This is a genomic window from Bacillus sp. Je.9.29.b, assembly GCF_051129925.1.
In the GTDB taxonomy this organism is placed as follows: Bacteria; Bacillota; Bacilli; order Bacillales; family Bacillaceae; genus Bacillus; species Bacillus safensis.
The window spans coordinates 286,458-302,822 of sequence record NZ_JBCPSO010000002.1; the positions used below are offsets into that span (position 1 = coordinate 286,458).

Annotated in this window: 19 protein-coding genes and 1 other annotated feature; of the genes, 17 read left to right on the forward strand and 2 right to left on the reverse strand. The window is 43.0% G+C overall.

The window, feature by feature from the left end; translation table 11 throughout:
• Positions 1–12: 12 nt before the first annotated feature.
• From mreC to pheA, 13 genes are all read left to right on the forward strand, one after another.
• On the forward strand, positions 13–912 hold the full coding sequence (gene mreC / locus AAZR19_RS04675; RefSeq protein ID WP_024423163.1) for a rod shape-determining protein MreC: 900 nt from the start codon (positions 13–15) through the stop codon (positions 910–912).
• Positions 909–1,427 (forward strand): rod shape-determining protein MreD, encoded by a 519-nt coding sequence (gene mreD, locus AAZR19_RS04680; protein ID WP_024423162.1) that lies wholly within the window; start codon positions 909–911, stop codon positions 1,425–1,427. Before mreC ends, mreD begins: the two co-directional genes overlap by 4 nt.
• 54 nt (positions 1,428–1,481) lie before the next feature.
• A complete protein-coding gene (minC, locus tag AAZR19_RS04685) occupies positions 1,482–2,165 on the forward strand; it encodes a septum site-determining protein MinC (protein ID WP_024423161.1) in 684 nt (227 codons plus the stop codon).
• 2 nt (positions 2,166–2,167) lie between these two features.
• Positions 2,168–2,971 carry a septum site-determining protein MinD gene (gene minD, locus AAZR19_RS04690; RefSeq protein WP_017358134.1) on the forward strand — a complete coding sequence of 268 codons (804 nt, stop codon included), beginning with the start codon at positions 2,168–2,170 and terminating at the stop codon, positions 2,969–2,971.
• A 219-nt stretch (positions 2,972–3,190) separates the two neighbouring features.
• Positions 3,191–3,982 (forward strand): M23 family metallopeptidase, encoded by a 792-nt coding sequence (locus AAZR19_RS04695; RefSeq protein ID WP_024427844.1) that lies wholly within the window; start codon positions 3,191–3,193, stop codon positions 3,980–3,982.
• Positions 3,975–4,844 carry a M50 family metallopeptidase gene (locus AAZR19_RS04700; RefSeq protein WP_024423159.1) on the forward strand — a complete coding sequence of 290 codons (870 nt, stop codon included), beginning with the start codon at positions 3,975–3,977 and terminating at the stop codon, positions 4,842–4,844. Before AAZR19_RS04695 ends, AAZR19_RS04700 begins: the two co-directional genes overlap by 8 nt.
• A 66-nt stretch (positions 4,845–4,910) precedes the next feature.
• Positions 4,911–4,983 (forward strand) — a sequence feature (ribosomal protein L21 leader region).
• 12 nt (positions 4,984–4,995) lie between these two features.
• On the forward strand, positions 4,996–5,304 hold the full coding sequence (rplU, locus tag AAZR19_RS04705) for a 50S ribosomal protein L21 (RefSeq protein WP_003216781.1): 309 nt from the start codon (positions 4,996–4,998) through the stop codon (positions 5,302–5,304).
• A 14-nt stretch (positions 5,305–5,318) separates the two neighbouring features.
• The gene (locus AAZR19_RS04710; protein ID WP_034279847.1) at positions 5,319–5,657 is read left to right on the forward strand and encodes a ribosomal-processing cysteine protease Prp; all 339 of its coding nucleotides are present in this window, start codon (positions 5,319–5,321) and stop codon (positions 5,655–5,657) included.
• A gap of 12 nt (positions 5,658–5,669) precedes the next feature.
• Complete coding sequence (gene rpmA / locus AAZR19_RS04715) at positions 5,670–5,954, forward strand: 50S ribosomal protein L27 (protein WP_003216586.1); 285 nt, start codon at positions 5,670–5,672, stop codon at positions 5,952–5,954.
• 256 nt (positions 5,955–6,210) lie between these two features.
• A complete protein-coding gene (locus AAZR19_RS04720) occupies positions 6,211–6,804 on the forward strand; it encodes a sporulation initiation phosphotransferase B (protein WP_024423157.1) in 594 nt (197 codons plus the stop codon).
• A 21-nt stretch (positions 6,805–6,825) separates the two neighbouring features.
• A complete protein-coding gene (obgE, locus tag AAZR19_RS04725) occupies positions 6,826–8,112 on the forward strand; it encodes a GTPase ObgE (protein WP_024423156.1) in 1,287 nt (428 codons plus the stop codon).
• A 55-nt stretch (positions 8,113–8,167) separates the two neighbouring features.
• Entirely contained in the window at positions 8,168–8,611 is a 444-nt protein-coding gene (locus AAZR19_RS04730) for an ACT domain-containing protein (protein ID WP_008342790.1), read from the forward strand.
• 18 nt (positions 8,612–8,629) lie between these two features.
• Positions 8,630–9,508: a prephenate dehydratase gene (gene pheA, locus AAZR19_RS04735; RefSeq protein ID WP_056768011.1), complete on the forward strand. Its 879-nt coding sequence runs from the start codon at positions 8,630–8,632 to the stop codon at positions 9,506–9,508.
• A 24-nt stretch (positions 9,509–9,532) separates the two neighbouring features.
• On the opposite strand, the gene AAZR19_RS04740 is transcribed toward pheA, so the two are convergent.
• Together AAZR19_RS04740 and AAZR19_RS04745 are read right to left on the reverse strand one after the other, a co-directional pair.
• On the reverse strand, positions 9,533–10,075 hold the full coding sequence (locus AAZR19_RS04740; RefSeq protein WP_024423154.1) for a transcription repressor NadR: 543 nt from the start codon (positions 10,073–10,075) through the stop codon (positions 9,533–9,535).
• A gap of 3 nt (positions 10,076–10,078) precedes the next feature.
• On the reverse strand, positions 10,079–11,221 hold the full coding sequence (locus AAZR19_RS04745; protein WP_434702446.1) for an IscS subfamily cysteine desulfurase: 1,143 nt from the start codon (positions 11,219–11,221) through the stop codon (positions 10,079–10,081).
• Between the two features lie 94 nt (positions 11,222–11,315).
• Here AAZR19_RS04745 and nadB point away from each other — a divergent pair, with 94 nt between their 5' ends.
• The 4 genes from nadB (at position 11,316) to safA (ending at position 16,234) form a co-directional block, all read left to right on the forward strand.
• Positions 11,316–12,890 (forward strand): L-aspartate oxidase, encoded by a 1,575-nt coding sequence (gene nadB / locus AAZR19_RS04750; protein WP_434702448.1) that lies wholly within the window; start codon positions 11,316–11,318, stop codon positions 12,888–12,890.
• Complete coding sequence (gene nadC, locus AAZR19_RS04755) at positions 12,872–13,735, forward strand: carboxylating nicotinate-nucleotide diphosphorylase (protein WP_434702450.1); 864 nt, start codon at positions 12,872–12,874, stop codon at positions 13,733–13,735. The genes nadB and nadC overlap by 19 nt, the downstream gene beginning before the upstream one ends.
• Positions 13,722–14,831, forward strand: coding sequence for a quinolinate synthase NadA (nadA, locus tag AAZR19_RS04760; RefSeq protein ID WP_268501610.1), 1,110 nt, complete (start codon positions 13,722–13,724; stop codon positions 14,829–14,831). The genes nadC and nadA overlap by 14 nt, the downstream gene beginning before the upstream one ends.
• Before the next feature lie 131 nt (positions 14,832–14,962).
• Complete coding sequence (gene safA / locus AAZR19_RS04765; RefSeq protein ID WP_434702452.1) at positions 14,963–16,234, forward strand: SafA/ExsA family spore coat assembly protein; 1,272 nt, start codon at positions 14,963–14,965, stop codon at positions 16,232–16,234.
• Positions 16,235–16,365: the final 131 nt, after the last annotated feature.

Here is a 16,365-nt window from a genome sequence, read left to right on the forward strand (position 1 = left end):
GAGGTGTAAGACATGCCGCAGTTTTTTATGAATAAAAGATTAATGTTGCTCCTTGTCTGTGTCATCGTACTGGTGGCCATGATTGGTTTTTCAGTGAAAAGCGGCAGAGGTGCTTCATGGCCGGAAAAATTAGTGGGGGATACGACAGGCTTTTTTCAAGGTGTCTTTCATAAACCATCACAATTTATTGCCGGTATTTATGGGAACGTACAAGATTTAAAGAACACATATGATGAAAACGAGCGTCTTCGAAAAAAACTTGATGGACAAACTCAATATGAGGCGAAACTTCAAGAACTAGAAGATGAGAACAAAAAGCTTCGCAAACAGCTTGGCTATGTGAACTCTATTCGTGACTACACGCCAATTCTATCAACTGTTATCGCAAGAAACCCTTCACTTTGGGATAGCTTTGTGATGATTGATAAAGGGAAAAAACAAGGCGTGGAAAAAGATATGGCAGTCACAAATGAGAGTGGCGCATTAATTGGGAAGATTGAAAGTGATAAGCTCAACAATTTTACTTCGACTGTAAGATTGCTAAGCTCTACTGACCAAAATAATAGAATTTCAACGAAAATTTTTGCGAAAAAGGGCAAAGAAGAACTCAATGGAATCATTAACGGTTATGACAGCAAGAAAAAAATGCTGACTATGAATATTCTGAAATCCGATGCAGATGGGGATGTCAAAAAAGGAGATCTTGTTGAAACATCTGGAGCAGGGGGCGTATTCCCGCAAGGCTTAACGATTGGTAAGGTAAGTGAAATCGAGCCAGACCATTACGGCCTGACAAAGATCATTTACGTAGAACCAGCGGCTGAACTCAACAATTTAGACCGCGTGATTGTGGTGAATCGCAGCACAAGTACAGCAGATGCATCTGAATTGACGAAGGAGGAAGGCTCGTGAAACGTGTCCTTCTTGCTTTCGTCATGTTATTTATCTTCGTATTTGACAGCATTTTTGTTGATTTAGTGAAGCTCCCATTTGTTTCAGAGAATCAAATTTTAGCTCCTCATTTCATTTTACTCGCACTTGTATTTATGACTGCTTTTGTGAATCAAAAATATGGTGTGATTTACGGATTTATCTTTGGACTTTTATATGATATTTCATATACAGGCATACTTGGTGTTCATATGTTTGGCTTTGGGGCGCTTTGCTATTTGCTAGCAAAAGCCTTTAAAGTTCTGCAAACGAATATGTTAGTCGTTGTCTTTCTGTCGATTATTGCTGTTTCCGTGATGGAGTTTTATGTATACGGCGTTCAAGCGACAATTCAACCAGGGATTATGCCGTTTAATACGTATGTCATCGAACGCTTTATTCCAACGATTCTTTTAAATACTGCTGCGTCTCTCATACTTGTTGTGCCGTTTAGGCTCTTTTTCACCCACGTGAAACAAGGACTGATCGACGAATAAAAGCAGGAGTTTGTCCAATTACGGCGAAATGAGTATGTTGTTGAGGTGAGCATCTTGAAAACTCAAAAACAGCAATATGTGACGATAAAAGGTACAAAAAACGGATTAACATTACAGTTAAATGATGACTGTTCGTTTGATGACCTTCTTTCCGGCTTGCGAGAGGTTCTATTACTTGAGCAATATACAGATGGAAGAGAAGGACATAAGGTCAATGTGCATATTAAGCTTGGTTTTCGGTATTTAACAGAGGATCAGGAGACGCGTTTGACTGAAGCGGTGTCTGAAAATGAACATCTCGTCATCCACTCCATTGAAAGTGAAGTCATGTCAACTGAAGAGGCGAGACGATTAAAAGCAGAGGCTGAAATTACTTCTGTAGCAAAAATTGTGCGCTCTGGACAGGTGCTGCATGTCGAAGGAGATCTTTTATTAATAGGAGATGTCAATCCTGGCGGAACGATTCGCGCAGGAGGAAATATTTTTGTGCTTGGCGCTTTAAAAGGTGTGGCGCATGCTGGATGTAATGGCAACAAACAGGCTGTTATTGCGGCATCTCATATGATTCCAACACAGCTTCGCATCGCACAAGTTTTTAACCGCGCGCCAGACCAAAAAGAAGATGGAAATGAAATGGAATGTGCTTATTTAGATATAGATGGCAATATGATCATTGAACGCCTGCAGCAATTGGCTCATATAAGACCTAATCTGACAAGGCTTGAGGGAGGAATGTGAAATTGGGCGAGGCTATTGTGATTACCTCAGGAAAAGGCGGCGTTGGCAAAACAACAACATCTGCAAACTTAGGCACAGCACTAGCAATTCAAGGGAAAAAAGTGTGTCTAGTTGATACCGATATCGGCCTTCGGAATCTGGATGTCGTGATGGGGCTAGAAAACCGCATTATTTATGATCTAGTCGATGTAGTAGAAGGAAGATGCAAAATTCATCAAGCGCTTGTAAAAGATAAGCGTTTCGAGGATCTTTTGTATCTTTTACCTGCTGCTCAAACAAGTGATAAAACGGCTGTAGAGCCGGAACAGATCAAAGAATTAATTCAATCATTGAAACAAGACTTTGATTATGTTGTTATTGACTGCCCTGCTGGAATTGAGCAAGGCTTTAAAAATGCTGTATCCGGTGCAGACAAGGCCATTGTCGTGACGACGCCTGAAATCTCAGCTGTAAGAGATGCGGACCGAATCATCGGTTTGTTAGAACAAGAAGATATCGAACCGCCTCGTTTGATTGTCAATCGTATTCGTACACACATGGCGAAAAATGGCGATTCAATGGATGTAGATGAAGTGGTACATCATTTATCAATTGATTTACTTGGCATTGTAGCAGATGATGATGATGTGATTAAGGCTTCAAACAATGGTGAACCGATTGTTATGGATGCTAAAAATAAAGTATCGATTGCCTATCGCAATATTGCCCGCCGGGTACTAGGCGAATCTGTTCCGCTTCAATCTTTTGAAGAAGAAAACAAGGGAATGTTTGCAAAGCTCAAAGCATTTTTTGGTGTAAGAGCATAATCACTGAACCGTGATAGAAAACCTTTGCAGTCTAGGAAAGACGGCTACCTTTGCGAAGCGAATTTGACATTCGTGAGTACCGGAGCGCAGACCTGACACCGAATGCGAGGGTTTGTCTGCACGCTGAGGCCGATTCGATGAGAATCGGTCTTTTTGTTGCATATCAGATGGGGTTGTCACATAAAATGTACAAACTGTTTGTATGTAAAGGGTGATCTCATGAAAAGAGTGGACGAGTACCGAAAGAAAATCGCGCAGCGCCGCAAAATGATGCAGCCAGCTGCTCCCCCTAAGAAGACGGCTTTCAAGAAAAAAGAAGATATCCCGCCATGGGTTATGCTGACAGAGGAAGAAAAGCATTCTGGCTCGACCTCCTATGAACCGGCGTCCCATCAGCCAAAGAAATATCGTCATCCCTTATTTAACCCGAATACCTTTGTGCTTAAATGCTTATTATCAGCGTCCCTTGTTTTGATTGCAGCCATTTCATTTAAAGGTCAGACAGGTCCGTTTCAACAGCTGAAGCCGATGATTACTCAGACTTTTGAGCAAGATTTTCAATTTGCTGCTGCTAACCGCTGGTTTGAAAAAACAGTTGGACATCCGCTGGCTTTTTTAACAGAGAAAAAAGATGGCCAAAAGGACGTACAAGCGAATCAAGAACTAGCTGTTCCTGCCTCTGGTAAAGTGCAGGAATCCTTTACGCAAAATGGAGCAGGTGTCAAAGTGGAGACATCCGCTGAAGCCATTGATAGTATGAAGGAAGGCTATGTGGTCGAGGTGAAAAAACAAAGCGATACAGGGCTTACCGTTGTAGTGCAGCATGCAGATAACAGCTATAGCTGGTACGGTCAATTAAAGAAAGCCGATGTGGCCTTATACGATTTTGTCGATAAGGGTGAAAAAATTGGCCAGATTTCGCTTGATGATCAAGGGAAGGGCACGTATTACTTTGCTATTAAGCAAAATGAACAATTTATCGATCCTATTCAGGTGATGACCTTTGAATAGATGGCTGCTCATGCTGACGAAAATTCACATCCATCCGCTGCTGTGGATTGTGATGGCGTTTGCGATTTTGTCAGGTCAAATCAAGCCGCTGCTTTGTCTGCTCGTGATTGTCTGTGTCCATGAACTTGGACATGCAGCGGCTGCCTGCTATTATCATTGGCGCATTCGGCGGATTTTTTTACTGCCATTTGGCGGAACGGTGGAAGTAGAGGAACATGGGAACCGTCCGTTAAAAGAAGAGCTTGCGGTCATTTTGTGCGGGCCGCTTCAGCATGTACCGCTCCAGCTCATGGCATGGCTTTTCATGGAGGCTTCTCTTATCTCGCACGACGTCTTTACGATGTTTACCTTTTATAATATGGCGATTTTCCTTGTGAATCTTTTGCCCGTTTGGCCGCTTGATGGCGGAAAATTATTCTTTTTGCTCTTATCTGTTTTTTACCCTTTCCAACGTGCGCATGCCCTAGCAATAAAAGGCTCACTTGTCTTTTTCGGTCTATTGACAGGAGGGTTACTTTTGTTTGCACCGCTGCAATTCAATGGCTGGGTGCTGCTTACTTTTTTAGCTTATTCACTCGTGATGGAGCACAGGCAGCGGCATTACGTCAGGGTTCGCTTCTTACTAGAACGGTATTACGGTAAAAAAGAGCAGAAGGTAGAAAAACTGATTCCGCTGAGAGCAAGTGCAGAGGAAAAAGTATACGAAGTGATGGCACGATTTCAAAGGGGATGCAAGCATCCGATTATTATTGAAAGAGATGGCGTGAAGATGAGCCAGCTTGATGAAAATGAACTGCTCCATGCGTATTTTTCAGATCGCAGAACCACCTCCTCAATGGAAGAGCTTCTTTTACCGTACTAATAGTGAAAATACATTGACATTCTGCGTCTAGTTTGATATATTTTTTAATGTTATGGATATGTAGCACCCGTGCTACAACCGCGCGGAGCAGGTGTAAAGTGCCTATGGCCCCCTGTATTCGGCGAGTCTGAGTTTATTAGGAGGTGCAGAGATGTACGCAATTATCGAAACTGGTGGTAAACAAGTAAAAGTTGAAGAAGGTCAAACTGTTTATGTTGAAAAACTAGCTGCTGAAGCAGGTGAAACAGTAACTTTCGAAAACGTATTGTTTGTCGGCGGAGACACTGTCAAAGTGGGTAACCCTTCAGTTGCTGGAGCAACAGTAACGGCTAAAGTTGAAAAACAAGGTCGCGGTAAGAAAATTACTGTGTTCAAGTACAAACCGAAGAAAAACAACCACAAGAAACAAGGTCATCGTCAACCTTACACTAAAGTTGTTATCGAAAAAATCAACGCTTAAGGCGTGTGAGTGATATGATCAAAGCAACCATTACTCGGTCTTCAGCAGATGAAAGCATTACGTCTTTTCAGATGACTGGACATGCCGAGTTTGCTGAAAAAGGTCAGGATCTCGTTTGTGCAGGTGTATCTGCTGTTGTTTTCGGCTCAGTCAATTCAATTATTGCACTGACAGGATTGGACCCACTGCTTGATATTGGTGAAGAAGGCGGCTACTTCTCTTTTGAACTGCCGGCTGATACAGATCCAGTATCCTTTGAAAAAGCCCAGCTGCTTTTAGAAGGCATGGTCGTTTCCTTAGAGACAATTGAACGAGATTATCACGATTATGTGAGAATATCAACAAAAAAATAGGAGGTGAACTTCATGCTTAGATTAGATCTTCAATTTTTCGCATCTAAAAAAGGGGTAGGTTCTACAAAGAACGGACGTGACTCTGAGTCTAAACGTTTAGGCGCTAAACGTGCTGATGGTCAATTCGTAACTGGTGGTTCTATCCTTTATCGTCAACGTGGAACGAAAATCTATCCAGGTGAAAACGTTGGACGCGGAGGCGACGACACTCTTTTCGCTAAAATCGACGGAACGGTTAAATTCGAACGTTTCGGTCGTGACCGTAAAAAAGTGAGCGTATATCCTGCGGCACAATAATTGCTAAAAACTCCGGTCATTGACTGGAGTTTTTTCACTTTTTACAAGCAGAACCGAAGATGATAAAAGAAGATGCACTCCATAAATATCAAAGAACGTTTGCTGACTTTGCCTCATTTTCTCCTATACGATCAGAAAAAACAACCTTTCCTCACATAACTAGTGTTTTTCTATGCTGTCTTCTCTGTTATAATTCAGGGAGACATATTGATGATAAGACTCCTAAAAGAGAGACCAAACGATTGGGAGTGCGATAATGGAAGAGATACCAAGTAAAGAAAATGAAAAATTAACTCACGTTGCATTAACAAATGAATTGATCTATCTGCTCAGTCGTTCAAGACACGACTGGATGAATAAATTACAGCTGATCAAAGGCAACTTGACATTAGAAAAATATGACCGCGTGTTTGAAATTATAGAAGAAATGGTCATTGAAGCACAGCATGAATCCAAACTCTCAAATTTAAAAATTCCCCAATTGGCCTATTACTTTCTAACATTTAATTGGGAGTCGCATTTTATCACCTTAGAATATGAAGTGCTTGGTGAAACCCGAGACTTATCAGCATATGAATCGCAGCTGCTAACGGTATCACAGGAGTTGTTTTCGATATTCGATCAATCAGTTTGCCAAAAAACTGAAAATCATTTAACGGTCACTTTCCAAACAGATCATGAAGAAAATGATGTGATCTTATATTTTGATTTCAAAGGAAAATTAACAAGTTTGGATGCGTTAAATGCGTTTCATGACGCAAACTATCCATGTATGAGTATAACGCAATTTCATGTGACGCCTCATGAGTCCATGATTGAGCTTTGTTTGAGGCAAGAACGAGATATGTGATGCAGAGAAACGGAGGAAGTTATGTTTGTAGATCAGGTTAAAGTGTATGTTAAAGGCGGTGACGGCGGAAACGGTATGGTGGCGTTCCGTCGTGAAAAATATGTACCAAAGGGCGGCCCAGCAGGCGGCGACGGCGGAAATGGTGCAGATGTTGTATTTGAAGTAGACGAAGGACTTAGAACGTTAATGGACTTTCGTTATAAGCGCCATTTCAAGGCTGACCGCGGCGAGCACGGAATGAGTAAAAACCAGCATGGCCGAAATGCGGAAGAAATGATTGTCAAAGTTCCGCCGGGTACGGTTGTGACAGATGCAGAGACGGAACAAGTACTAGCTGACTTGACAGAGCATGGGCAGCGGGCTGTAATTGCCAAAGGCGGACGTGGCGGACGTGGGAATTCACGCTTCGCAACACCAGCAAACCCTGCACCACAGCTGTCTGAAAACGGTGAGCCAGGTAAAGAACGTGACGTCATCTTAGAATTAAAAGTACTTGCAGATGTTGGACTTGTTGGTTTCCCAAGTGTCGGGAAGTCAACGCTGCTCTCGATTGTCTCTTCTGCGAAACCAAAAATTGCGGATTATCATTTTACAACGCTTGTACCGAACCTCGGGGTTGTTGAAACAGACGATAACCGAAGCTTTGTTATGGCGGATCTGCCAGGACTGATCGAAGGAGCGCACGAAGGCGTTGGCTTAGGTCATCAATTTTTACGTCATATTGAGCGTACACGTGTCATTGTCCATGTCATTGATATGTCTGGACTTGAAGGGCGTGACCCATACGAAGACTACGTGACGATTAATGAAGAGCTTGAGCAGTACAATATGAGATTGACAGAGCGTCCGCAAATCATTGTTGCGAACAAAATGGACATGCCAGATGCAGCTGACAATCTAGAGGCATTTAAAGAAAAATTAACGGATGACTATAAAGTGTTCCCGATTAGTGCGATCACAAGAGAAGGGCTTCGTGAGCTCTTATTTGAAATCGCCAATCAGCTTGAAACAACACCGGAATTCCCGCTCTATAATGAAGAGGAGCTGTCGGATAACCGCGTGATGTACAGGTTTGATGAAGGCGATGCACCATTTGAGATCTCTAGAGATCCTGATGGCACATTTGTCTTAACGGGTAAAGCACTTGAGCGTCTGTTTAAGATGACAGACTTCTCAAGAGATGAATCTGTTAAACGATTCTCTAGACAGCTGCGCGGAATGGGTGTCGATGATGCCTTGCGTGAGCGTGGAGCAAAAGATGGCGACATCATTCGTCTGCTTGAATTTGAATTCGAATTTATTGATTGATCAAAAGGAGGGTCCAGACCATGGGCTCTCCCGTTTTTAAAAGGGGAGAAAACAGGTGAAAGAAGAAACGTTCTATTTAGTAAGAGAGGATGTACTTCCAGATGCGATGCGAAAAACGCTTGAAGTCAAAAAGCTTCTCGATCGCAAAAAAGCGGATTCAGTTGCCGATGCTGTTCAAAAAGCGGATTTAAGCCGCAGTGCTTTTTATAAATACCGAGATGCTGTTTTTCCATTTTATACAATGGTGAAAGAGCAGATCATCACATTGTTTTTCCACCTTGAGGATCGGTCTGGGGCTTTATCAAGACTGCTTCAAATTGTGGCTGACTCTGGCTGTAATGTGTTATCCATTCACCAAACGATTCCGCTGCAAGGAAGAGCGAATGTCACCTTATCAATTAGTACAGCTGGTATGGCAGATGATATCAACACCGTCATGAATCAATTAAGAAAGCTTGAATTTGTCGAAAAAGTCGAAATTCTCGGTTCTGGGGCGTAAAAGGAGAGATCATAGCAGATGAAGCAATTAACTGTAGGTTATTTTGGACCAGAAGCAACATTTACTCATTTGGCCGTATGCTCTTGTTTTCCAAAAGATGCGGTGCAGCGTGCCTATGCAACGATTCCGCAATGTATGGATGCTGTGTCAAAAGGCGAAGTCGATTTGGCGGTCGTTCCACTTGAAAATGCACTCGAAGGCTCTGTGAACTTAACGATTGATTATTTAATTCATGAAGAAGCGCTGTCCATTGTGGGGGAGATGACAGCACCAATTCGGCAGCATTTGCTTGTCCACCCAGCAAGAGCGGAGAGCTGGGAGACGTTAGATGTCATTCAATCGCATCCTCACGCGATTGCCCAGTGTCATCAATTTCTGAAAAAGCAGTACCCTCATATTCCTCATCGGCCAGTGGAGTCAACTGGCTATGCAGCAAAATACATCAGTGAGCATCCAGATGAAGCTGTCGGGGCTATTGCCAATGAAATTGCCGCAAAAACGTATGGTTTGACGATTGCAAAAAAAGACATTCATGATTATCCGCACAACCATACACGCTTTGTGATTTTACATAAAGATCCTAACGCATCGTTCCCAATGAATTCTGGTTTCTCATCAAAGCCAAAAACGACCATTGTGGTCAGTCTGCCTAAGGATGACCAATCAGGCGCATTGCACCGCGTGCTGTCTGCTTTTTCTTGGCGGAATCTCAACTTGTCAAAAATTGAATCTCGTCCGACAAAAACAGGTCTTGGACATTATTTATTTATTATTGACATTGAAAAAGAAATGGATGATGTCCTCGTCCCTGGTGCGATTCAAGAATTAGAAGCGATTGGCTGTGAGGTCAAGCTGCTTGGCAGCTATCAAACATATGAATTAACGAATGAAAAATAGTGTCCCGTGCAGGACACTATTTTTTTAGTCTTTTATTAAGAACCCAGCATCATCCAGCGCTTGAATGGCTTGGTCAAGCTGCTTTTGGCTGTAAGAAGTGAGAGTATGCAGATGCACGCCGTCTGTTAGTTCTGACAAGTAGGACGCGCCGGTGTTAGAAATATGATGGACAAAATCAGCGACTTGTTTCCGTGTGCTGACGCGAATAGAGGCCGTCAGTTCACCATAAACAGGGTGCTCAATGATCACATCTTTCACCGTCACTCCAAAGTCTACAATCAAGGTCAGTTCCTCTTCTGTACGAGCAGGATCATGTTTGCAGGCGATGATTTGTTCAATTTCTCTTTCTGGCGCATGCTGCGCTGCCATATACACATAGCCTTGGCTTGTGGCAATAATGGGTTCGTTTTTTGCTTTTAATAATGAAATATCTTGTACAATGACTTGCCGAGAGACAGCCGCCTTTTTAGCTAAAAAGCTTCCAGTAAGCGGTGTGTCTGTTTCTTTCAGCCACTCTAAAATGGCGTTTCTTCTTTCTTCGCCAATGAGTTTCCTCTCTTGCTCCACGTCCTAAGCTCCCTTCTTCTCCTTTTGCAAATGCTCAAATGTATGCAAAAGCTGATCGATGTCATCTTTTGATGACTGATATCCAAATGATAGTCGAATAAATTGTAGGGCATCACGATCTGATACACGCAATGCCTTCACAGCAGGGGAAGGATGGTGATAACCGGAAGCACATGCGCTTCCAGTAGATAGACAAATCCCATGCCGGTTACATGCTAACATTACATATTGTCCTTCAAACCCTTCAAAAAAACAACCAATAATATGAGGAAGCGTGCGGCGATTGTCATTGTCCTGAAGTGTACGAACTGGCAGCTGTCTTATTTTTAATTGCTGAAGAAAATAATCACGCAGCTGCTTATCTAATTTTTGCTGTTCATCCAGCCTAAGCATTGCTTGTTCACTTGCGGCAGCAAAAGCACCGATACATGGAACGTTTACTGTCCCTGGACGTAAGCCATTTTCCTGAACTGCTCCTGTATATAAAGGTTTCCAAGGAACATGAGCGCCCATATAAACGGCACCAGCGCCTTTAGGAGCATACACTTTATGACTTGAGATGGACACAGCATCGACTCCAAGTTCTTTGATGGACACACGAATCTTTCCAAATGTTTGCACAGCATCTGTATGAAAAAGAATGTTCCTTTCTTTTAAAAGAGGCGCTAATTCAGCAAGCGGCTGGATAATTCCTGTTTCTGAATTAGCATGCTGAATAGATACTAGTCCTGTTTCAGGCAATAATGCTTTTTTGAGAATGTCCTTTGTTATGATTCCATCCTGATTCGGTTCAATGATCGTGACTTTTACGCCAAGACGCTCTAAGCTGCTAACTGCATGATGAACAGAAGGGTGCTCAACTGAAGTTGTGATGACATGCTGTTGATGTGCTGGCAGTCCATTGATGATCGATTGAATCGCAAGGAGATTGGATTCAGTTCCACCGCTTGTAAAGTAGATCCCATCTGGTTCACCCTCGATCATGGCAGCGAGTGATTGTCTGCTGTAAGTCAATATGTCATTTGCTTTTCCTCCAGCATCATGAAGACTGCTTGCATTTCCGTAGAAATTTTTGCTTAGCTGCTCAAAAACATGCAGCGCTTCCTCTGAAACAGGTGTAGAAGCTGCGTAATCTAAATAAACCAACCCATCCATCTCCCGTGTGAAAATTTTTTCTTGTATTTATTTTAGTGTTGTGTAATGATATGTGTCAAGACAGGTGTAAATGACAGGAGGGGCGATGGTGTCATCAATCAAAAAAGTCATTGTGGTGGGATCAGGCATTGCAGCGCTTTCCTTTGCAAAAACCATTTCGAAAAGCTGCCAGGTCATCATGATGACAAAAAAACAATGTTCATCTAGTAATTCCATGCTGGCACAAGGAGGAATCGCTGCTGCTTTTTCAGCACATGACTCAGTTCAGCAGCATGTGCAAGATACACTAGCTGCCGGCTGTGATCACAATGATGAAAGAACCGTACAAGAAATCGTGAGACTTGGAAAACACCTTGTGGAGCAGCTCGTAGCAGAAGGCTGTCCATTTGATCAAGATGAGGCGGGAGAGCCGCAATTAGGCAAAGAGGGAGCACATACCACTCATCGCATCTTGCATGCAGGAGGAGATCAATCAGGCAAAACCCTTGTACAGTTTCTAAAAAGTCAGCTCGGCTCACATATTCATTTATACGAATATCATCATGTCATTGATCTATTGATTCATGAAGGGAGATGTACGGGTGTTGTATGGAAAGACGAGGCAGGACACGTACATACGATGACCGCAGATGCCGTTGTTTTATCAACTGGCGGCTGCGGCTCCCTGTATGAGACAAACACAAATGATCCTTCTATAACAGGAGACGGACTGATGATGGCCTATCGAGCCGGGGCCCAATTAGTGGATCTCGAATTTGTTCAATTCCATCCAACTCTTTTAACGATCGCTGGAAAAGCAGCTGGTCTCATTTCAGAGGCAGTACGGGGAGAGGGAGCTTATTTAGAAGATGAAACAGGCAGGCGGATCATGAAAGGTATTCACCCACAAGCTGATTTAGCACCTAGAGATGTGGTCGCTAGAGCGATTTTTCATGAGCTGCAATTAGGTCATCAATTGTATCTTAACATCCATGATATTCCGCATTTTTCAGCTCGTTTTCCAGCCATAGCTGCGATGTGTCAGCGGGCAGGCGTCGATATGGCAAGCGGCAGGCTGCCAATTTCCCCGGGTATGCACTTTTTAATGGGCGGTATCAGTGTGAATGAATATGGAGAAACGACTGTTCCAGCGCTATTTGCCATTGGAGAAGCGGCCTGCACTGGCTTACACGGTGCGAATCGATTGGCGAGTAATTCTCTTCTGGAAGGTCTCGTGTTAGGCAGCAAAGCGGCACAGAGAATTGAACAGCTGCCTAAACAGAAAGAAACAAGTCCACCTTTTTCAATTCAAGAAATATGGATGGTCCCAATGATTTCAACAACTCAGCTGAGACAATGGATGACTACATTTGCGGCCATTGTGAGAGATGAAAAAGGCTTGCAGACTTTGCTTCATTCATTGCAACGTGTCAATTTTCAGCAAATTAATGTGAAGGATATCACAAATGAACAGATCGAATTAAGCAATCAATGGGCATTAGCGGTCTGCCTTGCTAAATCTGCATTACTTCGTACAGAAAGCAGAGGCGGCCATTATCGAATGGATTATCCAGAGCGGAGTGATGCGTTGTGGCGGGGCAGGCAGATTGTTCATGAAAAAGGCCACATTCACATTATGAAAAATGAAAGGATCGGTGCCAAATGGAACATTTACAGTTAAAACAAATGCTTACTCATTTTTTCACAGAAGATATTGGCTTTGGAGATGTATCAGCTGATGCCATCTTTGGAGACAAAAAAGGAACAGCTCTTATCATTGCGAAACAATCTGGTGTATTGGCAGGATCACAAGTGATTGATATAGGGTACCGCCTGTTGAATGAACAGATTCAAACTGAGCTGTATTTTCAAGAAGGTGATTGGATTCATTCAGGTGCTGTACTGGCGAAAATAAAGGGCCCAGTCAACGACTTATTAAAGGGAGAAAGAGTCATTTTAAATCTATTGCAGCGAATGACAGGTATCGCCACCTTAACACATGAGGCGGTGCAGCGATTAGGTGACCCGTCTATTACGATTTGTGATACGAGAAAAACGACACCCGGCTTGCGTATGTTAGAAAAATACGCAGTGAAGACAGGCGGTGGAAAGAATCATCGCTTTGGCTTATCGGATGGGGTGATGATTAAAGATAATCATATTGCCGCATGCGGTTCTATCCGTGAAGCTGTAGAGAAAGCAAGAGTATATGCCGGTCATATGGTGAAAATTGAAGTGGAAATTGAATCAGAAACGCAGCTTATGGAAGCCATTGATGCAAAAGCGGATGTCATCATGTTTGATAACTGCTCTCCGGACGAGGTAAAACGTTTTAAACAAATGACACCAGAGTCCATTCTGACAGAGGCTTCAGGAGGCATCACGCTAGAGACATTGCCAAGCTACAGGGGCACAGGAGTCGACTTTATTTCACTTGGCTTTCTGACACATTCTGCTCCAGCATTTGATTTTAGTATGAATATGGAATTCAGTCATAAAGGGGGAACAACTCATGTCCATGCTTAATGTATTAGCCAATCAACATGCAGTCATGATGCCAGATGAATATAAACACCGCTCTGATGATGAGATGAAGCAGCGAGTGTTAGACATTAAGCGGGCTTTTGGCTCAAAGCTTTTTATACCAGGCCATCATTATCAAAAGGACGAGGTCATTGAATTTGCAGATGCAACAGGAGATTCATTGCAGCTGGCACAAATAGCTGCTGACAATCACGAGGCTGAATACATTGTATTCTGCGGTGTTCACTTTATGGCAGAAACGGCAGATATGCTGTCAAACAAGAATCAAAGCGTCGTATTGCCAGATATGAGGGCAGGCTGTTCCATGGCAGATATGGCAAATATGAAACAAACAGACAGAGCATGGGAGCAGCTCACTGATCTGTTTGGGGATACAATACTTCCGCTTACGTATGTCAATTCAACAGCAGACATTAAAGCATTTGTTGGCAAACATGGCGGGGCGACTGTTACTTCGTCAAACGCTAAAAAAGTACTCGAGTGGGCACTGACACAAAAAGAGCGGATTCTCTTTCTCCCTGATCAGCACCTAGGGCGTAATACGGCTTTTGATTTAGGTATTCCGCTAGAAGAAATGGCTGTCTGGGATCAGATAGAAGAAAAGCTTATCACCGATCAGCCGCTTTCCCGGATCAAGATGATTTTATGGAAAGGCCATTGCTCCGTACATGAGAAGTTTACCGTTCAGAATATAGAAGAAATGAGAAAAAAAGACCGTGACATTCAAATTCTTGTCCATCCTGAATGCACGCATGAGGTCGTAAGGGCTTCTGACCTAGCAGGTTCAACGAAATTTATTATTGATACGATCAAACAGGCGCCAGCAGGCAGCAAATGGGCGATTGGAACAGAGATGAATCTAGTCAAACGGATCATAGCGCAGCACCCAGATAAACAAATTGAATCCCTCAACCCAGATATGTGTCCATGTTTGACTATGAACCGGATTGATCTGCCTCATTTGCTATGGTCACTTGAAAGCATTGAGAAGGGGCAGCCGGTGGGGTTGATACAGGTCAATGAAGACATCACGAAAGACGCTTTGCTTGCACTCGAGAAAATGCTCGCCATTAAATAATGAATCAGCCCCTCCTATCAGAAAACAAGTTTTTATCATATCGGCTTGTAAATAGGCATAAATTTATGTTGAAACATATTGTACTTCTGACATAACCGTTACGTTCACGTTTTGCATAGGAGGGGAAAACGTTGAAAATTCATATTGTGCAAAAAGGAGACTCCCTTTGGAAAATTTCAAAGAAATACGGAGTCGACTTTCAAGAATTGAAAAAACTAAATTCGCAGCTCAGTAATCCTGATTTAATCATGCCGGGTATGAAGATTAAAATTCCGTCTAGTGGTGTTCCTGTGAAAACAGATCATCACAAAGCAAAAGAAATGCCAAAAACGAAAGAACATCCGTATGTGAAAGAAAAGCCAAAAGATGTCGTGCAAGTGCAAGATACGAAACCGAAGGAAAAGCCAAATGAACCGGTACCATATGTACCGCCAGTGCCAAAAATCGAGCAGCCAGTTTTTCCGCAAGTGGATGTGAACTATTATCAGACCAATCTCTACCAGCCATTCACACCTCCTCCCAAAAAAGATCATGACGAGAAGAAAGATCACGTGCATGAGAAGAAAGATCATGTTCATGACAAAAAGGATCATAAGGATCATTTTCATCATGAAAATAAAGAACATAAAGATCACAAGGATCATGTCCATTATGAAAATAAGGAACATAAAGATCACAAGGACCATTTTCATCATGAAAATAAAGGTCATCTAAAAGATGAAGTGGCAAAGGGGTATGATCCGTTTATTCATATTCCGCATCAAAAAGAGGAGGGAAAAGACATGGAGCATGGCAATTATCCGAACCTTCCTAACTTCCCGCAAATGCCAAATGTGGGAGGGGCAACGGTAGGGGGAGTGGCTGAAAATAACGAGCATCATCACCAGCATCATCATCATGAACCATATGATCCTTATTTTGGTTATGGTCATGGTCATTACATGCCGGCGATGTATCCATATCCGCAGCAAATGGTGCCGGCATCGCCAATTTTACCGGGATCAGGCCTATGTTATCCTATCCAGCCGTATTATCACCATCACATGATGCCATATCCATACCCGGCTCATCCTTATTATCCTGCGTATCAAGCGCCAGCTTACTACGGGGAAAATCATGAGCACCATGCAAACGACGGACATCACTGGCATCACCATATGCATTCAAACGCCAATGCAAATGCCAACGCAAATCAAGGCTTTTATCCAAACGTTTCAAATGCAGCCTATGGCAAGGAAGATTGCGGATGCGATGATGGCATGAAGCATCATCAGCCTTGGCCAGGACATGATCCGAATCCTGTTCCTTATGGCCAAATGGGGGCTTATCCAGCTCAGCCTTATATGCAACCATATCCAGGTCAATCCGTTTTTGCAAGGCCGGAGGAGGAGGAAGAGGATTAATGACAGAAGGAACGATCTCAATCGTTCCTTTCAGCGTGTAGACAAACCCTCGCATTCGGTGTCAGGTCTCTGCGCCGGTACTCACGAATGTCAAATTCGCTCCGTTCCGGTGCTCGCCCTTCCTAGATTGC